This window comes from Psychrosphaera algicola (genome assembly GCF_028401425.1).
In the GTDB taxonomy this organism is placed as follows: Bacteria; Pseudomonadota; Gammaproteobacteria; order Enterobacterales; family Alteromonadaceae; genus Psychrosphaera; species Psychrosphaera algicola.
The window spans coordinates 3,829,128-3,848,409 of sequence record NZ_JAQOMS010000002.1; the positions used below are offsets into that span (position 1 = coordinate 3,829,128).

The 19,282-nt window shown below is 40.5% G+C and carries 18 protein-coding genes and 3 pseudogenes; 16 read left to right on the plus strand and 5 right to left on the minus strand.

What is annotated here, in order from left to right; genetic code table 11:
• Positions 1-130: 130 nt before the first annotated feature.
• From PN838_RS21020 to PN838_RS21075, 11 genes and pseudogenes are all read left to right on the plus strand, one after another.
• The gene (locus PN838_RS21020; RefSeq protein WP_272182673.1) at positions 131-622 is read left to right on the plus strand and encodes an ABC transporter permease; all 492 of its coding nucleotides are present in this window, start codon (positions 131-133) and stop codon (positions 620-622) included.
• Between the two features lie 591 nt (positions 623-1,213).
• The gene (locus PN838_RS21025) at positions 1,214-1,828 is read left to right on the plus strand and encodes a TonB-dependent receptor plug domain-containing protein (RefSeq protein WP_272181869.1); all 615 of its coding nucleotides are present in this window, start codon (positions 1,214-1,216) and stop codon (positions 1,826-1,828) included.
• 155 nt (positions 1,829-1,983) lie between these two features.
• The gene (locus PN838_RS21030; RefSeq protein ID WP_272181870.1) at positions 1,984-2,934 is read left to right on the plus strand and encodes a TonB-dependent receptor; all 951 of its coding nucleotides are present in this window, start codon (positions 1,984-1,986) and stop codon (positions 2,932-2,934) included.
• A 42-nt stretch (positions 2,935-2,976) separates the two neighbouring features.
• Positions 2,977-3,926 (plus strand): annotated as a pseudogene (locus tag PN838_RS26650) (TonB-dependent receptor domain-containing protein).
• A 131-nt stretch (positions 3,927-4,057) separates the two neighbouring features.
• A complete protein-coding gene (locus tag PN838_RS21045) occupies positions 4,058-5,590 on the plus strand; it encodes a glycoside hydrolase family 2 protein (RefSeq protein WP_272181873.1) in 1,533 nt (510 codons plus the stop codon).
• Between the two features lie 20 nt (positions 5,591-5,610).
• Positions 5,611-6,426: a DUF4982 domain-containing protein gene (locus tag PN838_RS21050; RefSeq protein WP_272181874.1), complete on the plus strand. Its 816-nt coding sequence runs from the start codon at positions 5,611-5,613 to the stop codon at positions 6,424-6,426.
• Between the two features lie 90 nt (positions 6,427-6,516).
• A pseudogene (locus PN838_RS21055) lies at positions 6,517-8,080 on the plus strand (sodium/sugar symporter).
• A 347-nt stretch (positions 8,081-8,427) separates the two neighbouring features.
• Positions 8,428-8,706, plus strand: a complete 279-nt coding sequence (locus tag PN838_RS21060) for a LacI family DNA-binding transcriptional regulator (RefSeq protein WP_272181875.1) — start codon at positions 8,428-8,430, stop codon at positions 8,704-8,706.
• Positions 8,706-9,446 (plus strand): annotated as a pseudogene (locus PN838_RS21065) (substrate-binding domain-containing protein). The gene PN838_RS21060 and the pseudogene PN838_RS21065 overlap by 1 nt, the downstream one beginning before the upstream one ends.
• A 100-nt stretch (positions 9,447-9,546) precedes the next feature.
• Complete coding sequence (locus PN838_RS21070; RefSeq protein WP_272181876.1) at positions 9,547-9,816, plus strand: hypothetical protein; 270 nt, start codon at positions 9,547-9,549, stop codon at positions 9,814-9,816.
• Entirely contained in the window at positions 9,801-10,736 is a 936-nt protein-coding gene (locus PN838_RS21075) for a glycosyl hydrolase 53 family protein (protein ID WP_272181877.1), read from the plus strand. Before PN838_RS21070 ends, PN838_RS21075 begins: the two co-directional genes overlap by 16 nt.
• 170 nt (positions 10,737-10,906) lie before the next feature.
• Here PN838_RS21075 and PN838_RS21080 read toward each other — a convergent pair whose 3' ends face one another.
• Positions 10,907-11,680, minus strand: coding sequence for a phytanoyl-CoA dioxygenase family protein (locus PN838_RS21080; RefSeq protein ID WP_215965467.1), 774 nt, complete (start codon positions 11,678-11,680; stop codon positions 10,907-10,909).
• Between the two features lie 282 nt (positions 11,681-11,962).
• Between PN838_RS21080 and PN838_RS21085 the strand changes: the two genes are divergently transcribed.
• From PN838_RS21085 to PN838_RS21105, 5 genes are all read left to right on the plus strand, one after another.
• A complete protein-coding gene (locus tag PN838_RS21085; RefSeq protein ID WP_272181878.1) occupies positions 11,963-12,703 on the plus strand; it encodes an IclR family transcriptional regulator in 741 nt (246 codons plus the stop codon).
• Positions 12,704-12,782: 79 nt separating this feature from the next.
• A complete protein-coding gene (locus PN838_RS21090; RefSeq protein ID WP_215965469.1) occupies positions 12,783-13,535 on the plus strand; it encodes a helix-turn-helix domain-containing protein in 753 nt (250 codons plus the stop codon).
• Between the two features lie 141 nt (positions 13,536-13,676).
• Positions 13,677-14,117, plus strand: a complete 441-nt coding sequence (locus PN838_RS21095; RefSeq protein WP_272181879.1) for a type 1 glutamine amidotransferase family protein — start codon at positions 13,677-13,679, stop codon at positions 14,115-14,117.
• Positions 14,078-14,629 carry a ThuA domain-containing protein gene (locus PN838_RS21100; protein WP_272181880.1) on the plus strand — a complete coding sequence of 184 codons (552 nt, stop codon included), beginning with the start codon at positions 14,078-14,080 and terminating at the stop codon, positions 14,627-14,629. Before PN838_RS21095 ends, PN838_RS21100 begins: the two co-directional genes overlap by 40 nt.
• A 273-nt stretch (positions 14,630-14,902) precedes the next feature.
• Positions 14,903-15,109 carry a cold-shock protein gene (locus PN838_RS21105; protein WP_215965471.1) on the plus strand — a complete coding sequence of 69 codons (207 nt, stop codon included), beginning with the start codon at positions 14,903-14,905 and terminating at the stop codon, positions 15,107-15,109.
• Between the two features lie 329 nt (positions 15,110-15,438).
• Here PN838_RS21105 and PN838_RS21110 read toward each other — a convergent pair whose 3' ends face one another.
• The 4 genes from PN838_RS21110 to PN838_RS21120 form a co-directional block, all read right to left on the minus strand.
• Positions 15,439-15,858 (minus strand): YkgJ family cysteine cluster protein, encoded by a 420-nt coding sequence (locus PN838_RS21110; RefSeq protein ID WP_215965472.1) that lies wholly within the window; start codon positions 15,856-15,858, stop codon positions 15,439-15,441.
• Between the two features lie 180 nt (positions 15,859-16,038).
• On the minus strand, positions 16,039-16,230 hold the full coding sequence (locus tag PN838_RS27615; protein WP_370661123.1) for a hypothetical protein: 192 nt from the start codon (positions 16,228-16,230) through the stop codon (positions 16,039-16,041).
• Positions 16,203-18,422, minus strand: a complete 2,220-nt coding sequence (locus PN838_RS21115; RefSeq protein ID WP_272181881.1) for a hypothetical protein — start codon at positions 18,420-18,422, stop codon at positions 16,203-16,205. Before PN838_RS21115 ends, PN838_RS27615 begins: the two co-directional genes overlap by 28 nt.
• A 128-nt stretch (positions 18,423-18,550) precedes the next feature.
• Positions 18,551-19,165, minus strand: coding sequence for a GntR family transcriptional regulator (locus PN838_RS21120; RefSeq protein ID WP_272181882.1), 615 nt, complete (start codon positions 19,163-19,165; stop codon positions 18,551-18,553).
• Between the last annotated feature and the right edge of the window lie 117 nt (positions 19,166-19,282).

Genomic DNA, 19,282 nt, shown 5'->3' on the forward strand with positions numbered 1-19,282 from the left:
CGATCATGCCAATGAAAAAGGCGATCTTAATAACAGGAACGGATCAGGCGAAGTTGCCAATCAAATTGGTCACTCAAGTTATCAATCTTCTGCTTTTTTAGTCGGGGTTAAAGCCAAATATGCAACATTGATGTTGCAACAAAAGATCAATAAATATGCGGGCGAACCTATTATGGCGATAATTCCTGGGGTCGCGTTAACCGAGCTATGGCAACTCATAGGGCAATTGGAAACACTACTATCTGTGATTGCTTCCCTTGTTTTATTGGCTGCGCTATTTGGGTTAGCCACTATGTTGCTAGCAACGATGAAAGAACGAAAGCAAGAGTTGGCGATTTTTAGAAGCTTAGGCGCAAGCCCCAAACACATATTTGCGTTAGTACAACTCGAAGTCATGATACTTACGTTCTTGGCCTTGGTTATTGCAACAGTGTTATTTGCAGTCAGTTTGGGTCTTAGTGGCGATTGGTTGGCTCAACGATACGGACTTTATTTACAGTTCTCCGACGTTTTATATGACCTTGGCCAAACCAGCCTTATCGTTTTTATAAGTGCTTTTGTTGTTGGCTGTATACCATCGTATTTTGCATTTCGAGAATCAAAGTCGGTGTCTATTTCCTGATAGCATTGGCTGTACCTCACATTTAGTTTATTTATTCAGCACTGAATGCTGATGACATAATTTGGCATTTCGCGCCATCCGTTTAATCTACACTCAAGCGGATTTTAGTTGTGTTCTTAAGGGATAATCATGGTGCGAGCTTGTGTTTCTGCCTAAAACTTCACTTTGAAGAATGCAAATCGTTAAACACTTCCATTCCCGATATTCCATGTCAGATTAATCTTCCTAATATTGACAATTTGGTCAGAAAATTACCGAATAATTTACATATTTGTCGATGACATACTCTGATTTTGATCAAATCTTCTGCTGATTGAAAACCTCACTTTAGTGTTGTCTGTAAATTTTTATTTGATTTTAGGTAACCGCTTACCTTGAAAATAAACAATAAAAACAATCGTTTGTAATTTTACGTTGGTCTTTGTTTAAAATAATAGTGGTAAACGTTTACCTTGGTTGTTATAAATACGCCATACATCGATGGGAAGTTGCTTTTTTTGAACCTGAAAATTTAAAAACGAGCAAATAAAAAGCGTCACTTGCGTAAGACAAAAATTAAATCAGAATAAGAATTAACAACGGGGAAATATCATGAACAATTTGTTCAAATCCACTTTGGTCGCACTTGCTGTTACGCAAGGGATCAGTGCTCACACAGTATTTGCAGCGGAGAAAGCAGAGTCAACCGGTAATGACATAGAAGTCATTGAAATTAAAGGGTTTAGCGGATCACTCGGGAAAGCGTTAAGAGAAAAGCGTTATTCAGAAACCGTGGTCGAAATCATTTCCGCCGATGATTTAGGCGTTTTGCCAGATGTTAGTATTACAGACTCTCTTGTTAGATTACCGGGCATTGCAGCCTCTCGTGATCGTGGAAACGCGAGTCGAATCTCCATTCGCGGAATGGGGCCACGATTAAACATAGCAACGATGAATAACCGTGAAATAGTGTCGTCTGAACCAAGTCGCGACGTACGGTTTGAGCAATTTCCTGCCGAATTAATTGATTCAGTTGAAGTATATAAAAGCCCAATGGCTAATCTAGCAGAAGGTGGAATTTCAGGCTTAGTTAACATGAACTTCGTTAGCCCGTTGTCTAAAGGTAAACGTACCGTTGCGATTAGCGGCAACGTAATGAAAAACAGCCTAGGTGACGACTTACCAGGGAAGATGGCACAGGGGTTAAAGGGAATATCAGTTATGTAGACCAATGGACAGAAACATTTGGTGTTGCAATTGGATTAACGTATCAAGATCAACCATCGATGGAACGCGGTGTAGAGTCATGGAATTACAATAATGGCGGTAACCGTGGCGACATTAATGGCAACGGTATTCCAGAACATGCGCCCTAGGGCGTAATGGCTAAGAGTAAACGCGGTAGTAATGAACGTACAGGTGGATTATTAATTGCAGAATGGCGTCCTTCGGACAGCCTTACCATTAAAGGCGATATGTTCTACTCAAAATTTGATATTGAAGAGCGTGATGACCAAATGGGACCGGGTGATTTAGGCAACTGGTGGGATTCTTCTGCACCGGAGGGAGGTTGGGCCGCCGATGCATATCGCAATGGTTCGTATAAAATAATTCCACATGCTGACGGCACAGAACAGTTAGTTGCGGGAAGTCAATGGGGCGGAATCGATGTATCTGTTCCTACTTGGTTCCAACAAAACGAAATGCTAAGCACAGGTTTGAAGGTCACCCATATTGGCGATATTTGGACAATAAAAGCCGACATTGGTTACTCTGAAGCGAGCATCAATTCAGTTTGGGTCGATATTGATCCTGTATATGTAGGTGACGCTTATGAACTTGGATTTAACGTTGAAGATACCAATGCCGCAGAGATATTGGTGCTAAATGGAGACATTAGTAACCCGGACAGTTATGCGCTCGGCGCGGTTGCGGATGTATGGTCAGAAACATCACCAGGAGTGTGGGAAATTACCAGTCAAGAATTTACCCCCGCGGCAATGAATGGCGAAGGTGACAAAGAGCTCACCGATGAAATGCACAACATCAATTTAGACTTTGTGCGCGATGTTGAGTGGGGCATAGTTGAAACGTTTAGCTTTGGAGGCCGTTTCACCGACAGAACAAAAATCAATGATCAAATCCATGACTGGGAACGTCTAGCGAAACAAGACCATGGACTAACCGATTTCGGCACAAGTTATGATATTGGAGGCGGTTTTAATGTTCCTGCAATTTATACCTTTGCTGACTGGACAAACGTTGCAAATGTTGCATTTGGGGGTTATACCAACCCTAGCGATAGAAGCAACAAAGATCAATTGGCCTCCTAGGAATTGAATGAGACGAACACGGCTGCTTATGTGATGGTGACAATGTCTGGCGAGTTAGGTGATATTCCCTTCTCAGGAAATGTTGGATTACGTTACGCCAAAACAGAAGTTACATCTACCGGGCATGAACAAACCAACTGGGGTGACATCAACCCGATTTCAGTTGACCACGATTATTCTGAATTTTTACCATCGTTAAATATGTTGTTTAACATAACGGACGATTCTCAAATTCGCTTTGGTATGGCTCGCACAATGGCGCGTCCACCATTGTTAGAAATGAGAACCGGTTTTTCCTTAGACAATACGTCATTACCACCTACCGCCAATGGCGGGAATCCAACATTAGACCCGTATATTGCAAATCAAGTTGACCTAGGTTACGAATATTTTTGGGGGACAATTCCGCCGCAACCATTAACTTTTTCATAAAAGATTTAGAGTCGCATATTGGTTTGTCAGAAGGTACTGTGAATTTAGATGGTGAGACTTACCAGTATACGGGAACGGTCAATGGTGATGGAGGGACTATCAAGGGAATCGAAGTGTTATATCAACAAAAACTTGATATGTTACCAGCACCATTTAACGGCTTAGGTATATTCGCCAACTACTCATATACAGACAGTGAAGTCATGGAATTTAAACCGACTAATAATCCTTATAATTTAGGCGGTTTGTCTAAAAACATAGCGAGTGTAACGTTATGGTATGAAAAAGATAATTTTGACGCACGTATGTCGTATAACTTTCGAAGTGAATTTACCGGCATTAACAGTTGGTTGCCATCGCAAGTTAATTTAAATGCGGCTGAAACGACCATTGATGCAAGTATTGGATATCAAGTTTTAGATAATCTGAAACTGACATTACAAGCTCAAAACTTAACAAATGAAGCGTCGGAAAACTACTGGGACAACGACTACTCAAAACCCGCAAATAACGTAGAGTGGGGACGTCGTATTCTATTTGGATTCCAACTTACACTTTAGCTGATAACACGGGCGCGGAAATGCCGCGCCTTTAATTAAACCAACATTTATATTATTAACAGACGCATAGGCGAGTAGACTGATTGCAGAGTTGCAAGTATTTACAGAATTTTAGCCTGAAGGGGTATTTCGTGTTTAAATCACTTATTGGTAAGTTTTTTACTTTCTTAATTATTTTTCAATTGTCGCTTTTTGCGGCCCAGCTCCACGCAGCATCAGCTAAAGACGTTAGCCTAAATCAAGGGTGGAGTTTTAAACGGATCAGTGGCAATGAGGTCGACAAAACGGCAATCAAAGTTAATTTGCCCCATACACCAAAAGTTGAACCTTTGATTGTAAACGACCAATGGCAGGGCACGTCAGAGTATATTAAAGTCATTCAGTTTGATCCAGAATGGCAGGACAAAGCGCTTTATATTCGTTTTGAAGCGGCGATGAATCATGCAGAAGTTTGGCTAAATGGAACAAAATTAGGTGAGCATCTAGGTGGTTATTTGCCATTTACTTTTGACGTAACCAATTTACTTAATAGCCAATCGGCAAACACATTAAAAGTGGTACTACATAATGTTGATAATCCGATAATTGGCCCTAAACCGCTAAAAATATTAGATTTTAATACTTACGGTGGCTTGTATCGAGATGTGAACTTGTTGGTCCGTAATAAGGTCCACATTACCGATCCTATTTTGGCGAACACGCCAGCGAGTGGCGGTATTTTTGTTACTTTTCCTGAAGTCTCTAAATCTCGTTCTATTGTGTCTGTTAAAACCCATCTAACAAATAGGTTGGAGTCAAATCAAGACGTTTCTGTTACACAAAGTTTGTATTACAAACACAAGCTCATTACATCTAATACCCAACAACATATTTTATTGGCGGCTAATAAAAATCGTCAAATTGAACAGCAGCTCGACGTTACCTCTGCACTGCTGTGGAGCCCGAAGACCCCTCATCTATATGAGCTACAAACTGATGTGTTTGTCGCCGAGCGATTAATTGAATCTAAGATGACTCGAGTTGGGATCCGTAAGTTTGAATTTGACGCCCAGCACCAACTCCTGATTAATGGTGAAAAAACATTTTTGCGAGGGGTTAACCGTCACCAAGAATACCCATATGTCGGGTACGCGACATCGAAACAAGCAGATTATCGCGATGCAGTGAAAATTAAGTCTGCCGGTTTTGATTACGTTCGCTTGTCTCATTATCCACATTCACCAGCATTCATGGATGCTGCGGATGAACTGGGATTAGTGTTGGTCAATGCGGTTTTAGGCTGGCAATATTATTTAGAATCACCAGAGTTTAAAACCCAAATTATCAATACATGTGCCGACTTAATCAGACGAGATCGAAATCACGCCAGTGTACTTGCATGGGAGTGTTCATTAAACGAATCTGCTATGCCTAAGTCATTTGTAAAAGACCTACATGACACCGTTCATCAAGAATACCCAGGTGCCTTTTCAGCTGGGTGGCAACATGGTTATGACCTATATCTTCAAGCTCGCCAACATAGACTACGCCACTATGAAACACCGACTCAACCATACAACGTTTCGGAGTATGGTGATTGGGAATACTACGCTCAAAATGCAGGCTTAAACCAAGATGCATGGGGTAATTTGAAAAAGAAGAGCGCACTTCACGACAATTATTAAGTGCCGGTGAAAGTCGTTTATTGCAACAGGCTCGCAATCTACAAGAAGCACATAATGACAACTTAGCGAATACCCCTGCGTTCTCTGACGGGTATTGGGTGATGTTCGACTACAACCGAGGGTACACAGATGACTTAGAAGCCTCGGGCATCATGAGTATTTTTAGAGTGCCTAAATACAGTTACTATTTTTATCAAAGTCAACGTGACCCAGACTATTTTGTTAAAGACCAAGGATTTGCCGAATACGATGCGGGACCTATGGTATTTATTGCCAGTGAATGGCGTAAGTCATCATCACCGAAAGTTCGGGTTTTCAGCAATACAGATACAGTTGAATTGTGGCTAAATGGAAAATTGCTCGCGACGAAAAAGCCGACTAAAAATAAATATTCAACACATCTTCCGCATCCACCATTTGAATTCAATTTGGATCAATTTAAAGCAGGTACGTTAATCGCAAAAGGATTCATTAATGGTAAGGAAGTTACACGTCACCGCGTAAGCACCTCTGGAAAAGCGACAGGGGTCGAATTAACGTTAGACATTAGCGGACAGGAAATGGCTAAAAATGGTCAGGATTTAGTATTTGTTTACGCACAGTTAATTGATGACTCCGGTAACCCTGTACCGTTAAACAATCAAGAAGTGACGTTCAATACTGTCGGTGATATTGAAATCGTTGGTCAAGAAACGTCGTTAACTGAACAAGGTGTTGCAACTATCTTATTACGTATAGGTAATAGTTTAAAAGGCGCAGCAGTTGAAGTAAGTGCTGACAAACTGGGTATTGAGTCTGCGATATTTCGTCTCGCCCATTTGGCTGAACAAGAATAATAAACACAGTTAAATCAATTCTATTTTAGTAACACATTGACTTTGGTAGTGGCGATTTGCGACTACCGATATACATTTTTAGGTGGAAAAATGACACTCAACCCAATAGATTTGGCGATATTTGTCGTCTATGTGCTCGGTTTAATCGCCGTTGCATTTTACGTGTCCCGCGAGAAAGCGGGCCACGACAAAAACACAGATGACTATTTTTAGCAGGCCACAGTTTACCTTGGTGGGCTATTGGTGCCTCCCTCATTGCGGCCAATATATCAGCAGAACAAATAATCGGTATGTCTGGTTCGGGCTATGTATTAGGTTTAGCTATTGCATCCTACGAATGGATGGCAGCCATCACTTTGATCATTGTTGGCAAATACTTTTTACCGATATTTTTGAAACGTAAAATCTACACGATGCCGCAGTTTTTAGAACAGCGATTTGATAGTCGGGTAAAAACCACAATGGCAATATTTTGGTTAGCGGTTTATGTCTTTGTCAATCTAACGGCCGTCCTGTGGTTAGGTGCTCTAGCAATTAACACCCTAACGGGACTGGATTTAACATATTGCATGATTTTGTTAGCGGCACTTTCGCTGACTTATTCGCTATATGGTGGCTTAAAAGCGGTTGCCTTTACGGACATCATTCAAGTTGTTCTGCTCATCGCTGGTGGGTTGTTTTTGTCGTATATGTCGTTGAATTTAATTGGCGACGGACAGGGGATTATTGCAGGATTTGACCGTTTATCGAGCGAATTGCCAGAAAAATTCGACATGATATTAACGCCGGATAGCCCTCATTACGTCAACCTACCTTGGATTGAGTGTGTTGGTTGGTGGAATGTGGATCATGAACTTATCTTATTGGGGATTTAATCAATATATTATCCAACGAACATTAGCGGCGAAAGACTTAGCCGAGGCACAAAAGGGAATTGCTTTTGCCGCATTTTTAAAGTTGTTAATGCCGGTAATCGTGGTTTTACCAAGGCATCGCCGCCGTACTAATTTTACCTGACTTAGCAAAACCCGACCAAGCTTATCCAGAGTTGATGAACTTGATGCCAGTCGGTTTAAAAGGACTTATATTTGCTGCACTTGTTGCGGCTATATTGTCGAGTTTAGCGTCGATGACCAACAGTGTTGCAACTATTTTTACCATGGACTTATATAAGCCACGTCGTCCTGACTGCACTCAAGGTCATTACGTTAAAGTCGGCAGAATTGTTAGCTTAGTCGCGCTTATTGTTGCGTTAGTCACTGCGCAACCTTTACTCGGTAAATTTGACCAAGCATTCCAATATATTCAAGAATTTACCGGCTTCTTTACCCTAGGAATTGTTGTGCTGTTTTTACTCGGTATGTTTTGGAAAAAAACGACGGCTAATGCTGCGCTTGCCGCAACGATAGGTTCCGCCGCTATTTCATTGGCATTTAAAATGATAATGCCGGAGGTGCCGTTTATGGACCGAGTTGGCTTAGTGTTTATTAGTTGTATGGCGTTAGCTATTTTAGTGACTTTGGTGGAAAAACCAGAAGAACACAAAAATGCAGTTGATCTAAATGATGTCGACTTTAAAACACAATCAAATTTCAATATTTCGGCGCTTTTAGTCACGCTCATTTTAATCGCTCTTTATACGACATGGTGGTAACAAGAGCCGTCAAACTAATTGTCGTTCGCGGGGATTAAGCGGTGAGTAAGACAACACGATGCAGCAAAGTATTCAAATAAAGAGCTGAATAAATGGCATGGCTTCGATGTTGAAACGATTCGCATTACTAGGCATTAAAATAGGCCGTGTTAGTAGTTAAGTATAAGTACTTAAACGGTTTTTCATTGAGACTGAAAATAGGAATAAACAGCAGATTATTCTATTATGGGTCTATTTAAATTTATCAAATGATTAGTCGATTTATGATTAATCAACTGACCAATCAATTGACCAGTTTGATCCTCTGGAATTGATGCAAAGTTAGAATACAAGGTAGAGCACAGGATATGGCTACAATAAAAGACGTTGCTAAAATTGCGGGCGTTTCAACAGCAACCGTTTCTAGAGTTATCCACGACGGTGGGCAGGTTGGGGATGCGTGTCGTGCGCGAGTTAAAAAAGTAATAAAAGAACTTAATTATCGACCAAACGTTAATGCCAGTGCATTGGCGGGTAAAACCACAAATACCATAGGTGTGGTAACGCCTAAGTTATCGATGACCTTTTTGGCACCTTGGCCAGTGGCGTCGAAAAAGCTGCACGCGAAAATAATTGTAAATTATTAATGAGTAATTCCCTTTATGAAACACAGTCTGAGTTAGATGCCATTGAGTCTCTTAGAGAGCACAACTGTGATGCCATAATTTTACACTCCGAATACTCTGATGAAAAAACCTTAATTAAGCTGGCTAAACAAATCCCTGGATTGGTGATTCTAAATCGCTATATTCCACAAATTGCTAATCGTTGCGTTTGGTTAGATAACGTATCAGGGGCTCAGGAAGCCACCAGAATATTTGGTGGGAAAGGGCATCAAGAGTTTGCTGTGGTGACCAGTATTTACCAAAATCGCGATCCCGGCAGTCGAATTGAAGGAATCACACGTACTCTTAAAGAACATGATTTGATGTTATCCTAGGACAATATTGAAGAGTCCACAGCAAACATTGAAGGCGGCGAACAAGCCGTCAAAACGTTATTACAAAATGGCCGAAAGTTTACCGCACTGCTGGCGTACAACGACCTAATGGCGATTGGGGCAATTCACGCATTATTCGATGCTGGATTGCGGGTGCCTGAAGATGTTTCAGTTATCGGTTTTGATGATTTAATTGTGGCACGTTCTTGTCGTCCCAAACTAACGACAATGCACTACCCAATTGAAGAAATGGCCGACTACGCGGCAAATTTGGCGTTAAAACTGAGCGATCCAAAACACAAAGCGACAAATCAAACCCATTTGTTTGTTGCCAACATTGTAGAGCGAGATTCAGTCGCGGCAGTGTCAGAACAAACTCCTGAATAAATAACCGACCCTTTGTCGCCCACAGATTAGTAGAGCGACAAATCAGACAGCAGAACTGAGTTATCCCGATGTTGGAATTCAGTTAAATTAGGTGAATATTGTGATTAACACACGTGAACGATTTCAATTACGGTTGCTTAAGGGCAGCCTTATGTTTTTTATAATGGCGTTGAGTTTTGGGTGTGAAAATTCTCAAAACCATCAGACGTTAGAGCCATCCCCTACTGGAAATAAAGATTCGGCGGTTGCGCCACGAACGACGGACAACTATATACTCGGGGCCGATATTTCAAGTTTAAAGGAACTTGAGGACAACGGAGTTACTTTTATCGACACTGACGGCATCGAAAAAGCTTGTTGGATTTACTGAAGTCACATGGCTTTAATTATATCCGCTTGCGCACCTTTGTTAACCCAACAACAGATTACGGGTATGCGTCAGACGATGGACAGTGGTGCAGTGGAAAATCAAAAGCATACAACGATAAAAACCATATTGTCGCGTTAGCACAACGCGTAAAAACATCAGGGATGAAATTACTTCTCGATTTCCATTACAGCGATACTTGGGCAGATCCCAACAAACAAGTTATTCCGCAGGAGTGGCGACATCTAACGACTATAAACGAGCTGTCTGCGGTTGTTGAAGAGTACACTTTTGATGTTTTAAACGCCTTAAAACAACTTGGCGCTACACCAGATATGGTTCAGGTTGGCAACGAAATTACCCACGGAATGATGGTCCATATTCCGACAGAGAAGACCGACTGTTATGGCAACAACTCAATTATTAGTCCAAATGTAAATGGCAGCACAGCGAATTGGGATAATTTAGCTAGCTTGTTAAAAGCAGGGATTAAGGCCGTTGACGATGTTGACCCTAACATTGAGGTTATGTTGCATGTAGAAAACACCGGTGACCCTGAAGGGGTGTTGAGTTGGGTACAAAACGCCACATCTCGCGATGTACGATTTGATGTGCTTGGTCTATCCGCTTATGAAAAATGGCAAGGACCTTCGGTTAAATGGAAGTCGACATTTGATAAGTTTGCAACAGCATTGCCTGATCTGCAATTTTCAATTGTTGAATACAACCCTGAGATAAAATTGTTAAACGACATTATGTACCAACTGCCAAACTCAAAGGGGGCGGGGACGTTTTTTGGGAACCAGCTTTGTCGGGGGAATGGGGCGAGTCGATGTTTACAATTAACGGCAATGTGTACACGGCCAAACCCGAACGATTTAAAATTTACGATCAGATCACAGCTGAATATGGCCTGTAATTAGCAACGAAAACTTTGGAATTAATGATTTTGGAATTTAGTTTGAAATGGCGTTGCTGGGGTAACAGCTCAACAACGCCAATGTTGAATACAGACCTACAATGTTTTCCTTAATGTTAAAGATAGATCAATAGGTATCTGTTTATCACTGATTAATGACTTATGATTTAGGCTCTATGGTTGCCAGTTTAAAATAGCGTCGTCTTCGACTTTTTCTAGTGGACGATAAACCAAAGAATTCTCTTTAAACGGTTTTGCACTATTTGCACAATACGCAGGTATCAGTGTCCAGCGCGGATCGGCCGAGCGATTTTGATTAGACTTATGCAATAAATTGCAGTGAAAAAACAGCGTGTCTCCAGGCTCTAGCTCCACTTTAATTAGCTCGTGATGTTTTAATGCTTCATCAACAAATACCATATCAGCGCCTTTTTGGTCACCTGTTTTTAGATGATTGATTCGGCCAATATGATGCGAGCCTTTAAGTACTTCTAAACAGCCGTTTTCCACTGTCGCTTTGTTTATTGCAATCATGCAACTGACAAGGCGCGGGTATAAATGATAATTGTCATTAGCCCAGTAACCATAGTCTTGGTGCCACTCCCACGCGCCTCCGACATAGGGTTCTTTCATCATGATTTTTGAAGTAGTGTGAAATACTGGTTCGCCTAATATTTTCTCCACAGAGTCGACCAAGCGGCGGCCTCTTGAAAACATGCTGTAAAAATCATCGCCAAGTTCTTGCCATAAACTCACTTTACTTACTGTGCCCGAGGCGTCTTTTTTGTCCCAGGCGTTGGCATATAAATTTTTGTCATTAAATGCGGTGTCCTGCAAACGGGCAATTTCTTCTTTATTGTAAAAACCACGAGCGATGACATAGCCATCACGGTGAAAATCGGTGACTTGTTGGTCGGTTAAAATCAACTGTGCAGATGTTAATGACATAATATGATCCTAGTAAAGTTTAATTGTTAACAATACTGCCTTGGGTTTTCGATAAGTGCAAGTGTTATTTATATACAAAGTTGTTATTTTTATATGAATATCTATGTTGGGCATTAGGATTTAATGGTATGGTGCGACTTTATGTTGTGAGAAAATACTGGGCATCAAATTAAAGGGTTAAATTTTATATTGGCTTTTAATATAAATTTCATCAGCTTAAGTTTATGCATTGAAGAGTAGACAAGGTAATTCCGTGATAGAAAAAATGAAAACAAATATGCAGTGCCTGCATTAGATAAGGCGCTTGATGTGCTTGAATTTTTGGCCTCGCAAATTACGCCCAAGTCACAAACTGAGATTGCCCATCAGCTGGGGCGAAGTGCCAACGAAATCTATCGAGTTTTAATTGGCTTAGAACATCGAGGATATTTAACGCGTGATGAGTCATCTGGTAAGTATTCCGTGTCGCTAAAACTTTACAATTTGTCGCGATCCATTTCACCAATAGACGAAATACGCCAGGTTGCTCTGCCTCATATGGAAGACCTAGCCGTTGATATTGGAATGTCCTGCCATTTAAGTGTCCTATATCAAAGTCAGGTTATGGTTCTCGTCCATGCTCGGAGTCATTCGCCCGTCTCGTTGAATATTAGCGAGGGTGCTTTGTTTCATCCGGTTAAAAGCATTTCAGGACAGGTATTATTGGCGAATAGCAATGAACAAGTGAAGGCCATGATTTTACAAAGAGACAATGACTTTGTTAATTCTTCGTCTAATGAAAAGGCAGAATTTGAAACTAAATTAGCGACTTTCAGCAAGCAAAAGCATTTTGTTGGTAATAGTACGATTACTCCGGGAGTATTTGAATTGGCCACTCTAATCGGCGAAGCTGAAGGGAAAATAATTGCGTCGTTAGCGGTTTCTTCACTTGAGCCTTTAGATTGTCATGCTGCGGATTTTCAAAGTTTAAAAGCAAAACTAATGGCGACAGCCGCAGCAATCACAAAACAACTAATGGGTTAATGGCAATTTGCTGAAGACTGCTCTAAGGTAGCCAGCATAAGTGCGCATAAACTAAAATAATAAAAAAGAACTTTAAATTATGTCAACGATTGAACGACTTAATAATGACCCATTTCTACAGGAAGCAAATATAACCCAGTTGCTTGAGATGTTTGACTTATTGCCAAATACCTTGTTTTGGGTAAAGAATTTTGAAGGCCAAGTTAAATACGGTAATTTGCGTTTTATCGAACATGTGGGAGCAAAGTCACTCGCTCAAATAATAGATAAGACTGACTATGATTTTGCGCCTAGGCATCTGGCGAAACAATTTGTCACTGATGATAAAAAAATTGTTCTTGGTGACGTGGTGACAAATAGATTAGAACTGAATATGGATGTAAGAGGCAATATTGCTTGGTATTCCACCTCCAAGCGTCCTTTGTATAATAAGCAACACGTTATCATTGGTTCATATGGTATTACTCGAATATTGCACGATAAGGTTGAGCCCTATCCTGAGTTACACTCAATACGTAAGCCTTTAGAATTTATTAAAGAAAATTTCGCGCGGGACATTTGTATACAAGAGTTAGCAGATACTGCCCATATATCTATTAGTGCGTTGGAACGTCGTTTTAAAAAGTTTTTACAGAAAACCCCAAAACAATTTATCACCCAGATCCGACTCGAATATGCCCGCAAACAGTTAATAGAAACTGTAACGCCTATCGCCGACGTTGGGTTTAATTCAGGCTTTAGCGATCATAGCTATTTCAGTAAACAATATAAATTGCTCTTCGATGAACTACCGTCGGTAACTCGTAAGCATAGAGATGCCAACGAAATTTAACCACAAACGCTCTGTGCGTTTATTTTAATTGCGAATTTTATTATCTCTATGTTGTTTTTAGACCTGCCTATTGAAATGTTTATTGTTTGCGCGTTGACTGTCTTTATTATTAAAGCAACACAGATTTTGACAGGGTAGATAATGAAAAATATGCGTTTATTGGTTAAGCCGTTAGTAACTCGTTTATTAAAGGGTAATTTATTAAGTTTACTCGCCTTAGTTACGGTTGTTTTTGGCGTAGTTGCCTGCTCAGAAAAAACGACTCAATTAGAGACAACGAAGACTAAAGTGGTTAAAAACCATCTTCACGACAATACGCCACCTAAAGTAAGTAAATGGACCAAAAGTCCTACTGTTTTGGTTTTTTCTAAAACCAACGAGTGGCGTCATAACGAGGGTATCGCTGCTGCGGATCTGCATTTTGTCAGGCTTGCTCAAAAGTTTAACTACGGTATTTTCACAACGACAAATGGCGCTATATTTAACGACCTAGACTTAAAAAGTTCGACGTTGTTGTTTTTAACAATGCGACAGGCGATGTTTTGTCAAAAGAACAAGAGCAATCATTTGAACGTTGGTTAACTAATGGGGGCGCATGGATTGGTTTGCATGGTTCGGGTGACCACTCCCAGAAAGATTGGCAGTGGTATCAATCGACGTTAATTGGCCCTAAATTTATTGGTCACCCAAACAACCCTCATTTACAGGAAGCTAAAGTCGTTAATTTGGCAGCCGAACACCCAGTAATGAAAGGTATTCCGGCCTCATGGATGGCTTTTGATGAATGGTATTCATTCGACGGTGTTCCACAAAGTTATGGTTTGACGCCACTTGCGGGCGTAGATGAGTCTACGTATGTTGCGGTTCTCAATATTGATGAATTTCCAGCCAAAGGTGACCTGCGGATGGGGAGTAAACCAGAACAGCATCCTATTATTTGGAGCAAGTGTATAGGTAAGGGCAGGGCGGTTTATTCGGCACTTGGCCATCACGATCGAGTCTATGATGACAAGATTTACAGCCAACTATTAGACAACGCATTTACTTGGGTTACCCAAATTAATGGTGTAAACAGCCTTGGATGCGAAAAATAAGTCGAAGATAAATTGCCACGATTGTTTATAATTTGAACAATTAGTGCAAAGTTGTTGATAAAGAGCTCTAATGTTGCTATATTTTATTTTAATTCCGGTTTATTTTTTATTTATATTTTTCAGTGACTTATGAAAATTATGACAAAAAATCAGTCGTTCAACAACCAGACGTTAAATACATAGGTTTTATTATTCGTGTCTTTGGCGTTTGGCAGTTATAATGTAATCGCAAAACATTGCGAAAATTAAGACAATCAAACTAAAGAGAAGAATATGAGTAAAGGTACAGTTAAGTGGTTCAATGCAGATAAAGGTTTCGGATTTATTACACCAGAAGACGGTAGTAAAGATCTTTTTGTTCATCATTCAGAAATCCAAAGTGGTGGCGGTTACGCAACACTAAATGACGGACAAGCGGTTGAATTTGAAGTTGGCCAAGGTCAAAAAGGCCCTTGTGCTAATAAAGTTGTTCCTCTTTAGTCGTAGTACATAAGCAGAGCATAGGCGTCAAATATAAAATAATGATGACGCAATGAATATAAGGAGGCCTAATAGCCTCCTTTTTTATTGTCTTAAATTGTTATTTTAAAAACTGCAGTTTTCAAAACAAACAATTCAGATAGGCACTTTTTAATCAGCGTACATTAATTTTGTTATACTGACCTTTAGTTCAAACAAAGGATCAAACGAACTTCACACGACATTCAAAAGATGGTGTCTTTAATTTAATTCCGTATTCATATGTCTAAAACACGCAGGGGTATCTTTACCTACGGGCTGTATATTTTTAGATGGGCGTTAATTTTAGGCTAGCGTTGTGTCCCAGAGGGAGGACGACTATCTTGCATTAAAATATCGAGTTTTTGTTGGGCCTGTATAGGTTTGTCCAAGTCTGTTATTTCAATCATCTCGCATTCATCTCTGATCATTTCAGCAATTAGACTAGGATAATGGCGACAATCTTCCGGTCTATTCTGATAAATACTGCAGGTATACTTTGTTTGAGTTGGCGGTTGCGCTTTTAAGTCGGCATTACTTTCGACTTCAAGGAATGGGCATCGGGTGAGTTTTTGGCCTGAAATGGGATCGAACCAAATATCGTCGTTTTTCACAAATTCAAAAATTTCGGGATTAAATATCTCCCACAAATCGATTTCGTCCTGAGTGGCCGATAACGCACCATCACCGTATTTGATACAACATTTACCACACTGGTTACAATCTTTCATAGTAGGCCATGAAGTTGGGCTATTAAGCGAAGTGTAACACCTCTTACCGGCTCCGTAAGATTATTTAATATGTTGGTGCTTTATTTTAGAAATGGTGGGAGAGGGTTCGTCAGGTGGCTTAGAAGACAAGGGCTCGTCCACACTGCGAGGTAGTGAACGAGTTTTGTTTGTATTAAAAAGTTAATTACTGCGTGGCAGTGCCTTAGTGGTCGTAAATACCATCAACGTTGTGGAAGCCATTCTGCCACCATCATCGGTAAAATTGACACTTATCTCATTGTTTTCTGAGAGTAAACTATATGGTACGGGTATTTCAATTACACCGTAAAAGTTATCTCGACCACTTAGGTTACGCCCATTTTTTGGTCGTATCCTCTAAAGTCGTTTGGTACCGTAACAGTAGTGCCATTAATGGTTACCACAGGTGATAACGACTTGCCGTGATCTCGAGCAAGCCCAATTCGTAATATCGCTTCGCCTTGTTCACCTAAAACGACATCGTTAATGTTTGACGTGATAGACGTATTTTTCTCGATTTCAACGGTGACCTTATCACCGTAATATTTGGCTTCATTATTACATTCTGTTTGAGCGATAACGTCTGACCATGTTGTCTTTATTATCATGGTCGCTTCGCTGCCAAGAACCACACTTTGCGGAAGTTCATTTAATGTAGTGGTTTCTAAAACAGAGGCTACATCGGCAGCATCGGTTGTTTTTAAATGTTTAATTTCAACAGCTGTAACATTGTTTGACGCTAAACCAAATGTGTTTAGATCAATTTCAACATCGTCAAACTCAAGACTATTTAAGATCACATAACTGGTATTGTCATCAACATAACTATCGACTAGAACGTCTGGGTCGCTTGAGTGAGTGTCTATCCGAGTCCCTTTAACATCTGACCAAAGTTGATAAAACATAACAAGATCGGAATATACCCATTCGTCACCGGCCCCTGCGCCTTCACGTTCAAACTTTTGAACCATTAATCGCGGACCGTATGGAACTGTTGTTCGTCCCCATTCCGCTTTTACCACATTAAATGGGATGGTTTTAAGGATGAGGTTTGGACGTTCCAAAAATGCCATTAACATGGAATTGATAGCGCGTAATTGCAAGGTATTACGGTGAGGACTCCAACCTTGGTTAAACATGCTGTGAATAGCCGCACCATATTCTGAAACGATAAATGGCTTTACTTCGCCTAGTGTCATTTGAGTATATTGTTCCATCAAATCGAATGTCGCTTCTAAGTTGCTGCCTTTGCGATATTTTTCACGATTTTGATGGGCTGGGAAGTCATATAAATGGATGGAATAAAAATCCATATTGTCGCCTGCAATATCGATAAACTGCTTGTCTCTTTGTTCCCAGCGCGAAAAATTGTCTTTATCAAAATCAGGGAACGCGACGGTGTAGCCACCGATAAGAACATCACTGTTGGTTTTTCTAATTTCATTGGCAACCGTATTATGAAATTTAAAAATGTCGGCTGGTGGTACTAGATCTGAGCCTGAACGCACTGTGGTAAGGTCATATAAAGGTTCGTTCATAACCTCGACAAATTTGGGTTTAATTTGGCCGAAACGCGCATCGTTAGGATTTTGATCAAAATACTTAGCTAGAAACTGCCCCATATAATGACCTGTTGCCGTGCCGAGGGGTTCGTCCGCAGAGTCAGTTTGTGAAAATGCCCAACCTTGTCCAGTCAATGTTCCTTCTGGCCAGTATGGATGTTGTTGCGCACCAATTATCATATCTGTTGCACGGTGTTCATGAGCTCGTATGTTTTTGGACTTTTGTGTTGATGAGTTTGAATAACTCCATTTTGTATCGTTACCAAATGTGGTTGCCTGCGCTTCGTCAACTAAACCCGGACGGGATGCATCTTCTTTTAGGCGGCTTAATTGCCACCCAATCGCGCCGGTATTACGACCTAAATAAACGTCATATCCTTCCAAAAAGTTTGTCATTACATCAGCATCAGCGTTCGGTGCATTGCGGCTATGAACATCGCCGCCATTCCAGTCATTTTCAGTAACGTCAGCATGAATAGTAATGAATTTTTTACGATCAAATGTGTCAATGCCACCTACAACATGCTTTGTATCAAAGTTAATGTCGACTTGCACATTACTGGCTGGTGCGGCTTTTGTAGTAACTTGGAAGGTTGCAGAGACACCGCCAATTGTTAATGTTGCGCTTGACGTTGTTGCAAATAACTCTGAGCTTGTTAATTGAATGTTGACGGTTTGACCATTAGAAATTTCACCCGCGGTGGAAGTTAATGCCCCACCACTGATAGCATATTCACCGCCTGTTATAGAAATAGCCGCCGACGCTGTTAATCCGGTGACCGTTACTACACTACTTGATACGGTTGTTGCCGGTTCTGCGGCAACAACCGCTGGGAATACAAATGCATCAGGTGTTGTGTCAACTTGCGCTATCGGGTCAGGGTCTGGTGTCGACTCCGAACTCGAACCGCAACCTGATAATATCGAGCAAGTAAAGATTAATGGCAAAAGACAATGCCATATTTTTTTATTTAAATTATTCATTTTACTGCCTTATTTATACTTCTCTAAGATCTAATTTGCAGACTTAACAACTTGTATAATGTTGATTGTTTACAAAATGCAACCGTGTATAAAAAAACCTTAATGAGATAAGGTTTTTTAGCTAAAAATTATTTTATATTAGCTTTAATCGCTTTTGTTGCCGCGCTTATATCACCGTCTTTCAACGCATCCAAGATAACGCGGTGCTCATTTACGCACTCTTCACCGGTGGTAATACGTTTGTAGTTTAGGCGCATACGCATTACGTATGGATACCAGATGTTAACGAGTTCGTCGCCACCGGCTTTATGTATTAAGTAGTTGTGGAATGAAATATCAATTTTTGTGACTTCAGTGTAATCACTGCGCTCAAAGGCTTCTTGTAATTCATCTAATATGGATTCTAGATCAGCAACGTCATTTGCAGTTAACTTATCTTTCAGTTGCTCAATGGCAAAAACTTCGATTTCTCGACGCAATTTAATCATTAGCTTCTGTAGTTTTGGATCAAGTATGCTATTGACCGAAGCGCCGCAGTTATTTTTAGATATGAGCAAGCCTTCTTTTGTAAGCTGCAATATCACGTCACGAATGGGTCCGCGCGATAATCCAAAACGTTCGGCCAATTCTTTTTCGTTCAATTTAGTATTGGGAGCCAAATCACCTGCGATGATGTCTGAACGAATTTGTTCAGCAATCTGATCTTTCACAGATAAAATTTTTGGCGCTCTTACTCCAGCCATATTAACCCCTTAATTCAAATAGTTCCGACATTGTAGAGTTTTCATCCACAAATAACAATTGTCGCTATTTTATTGTTTACAAAATAATGACGTATATTAACTTTTATCGCCTTATAT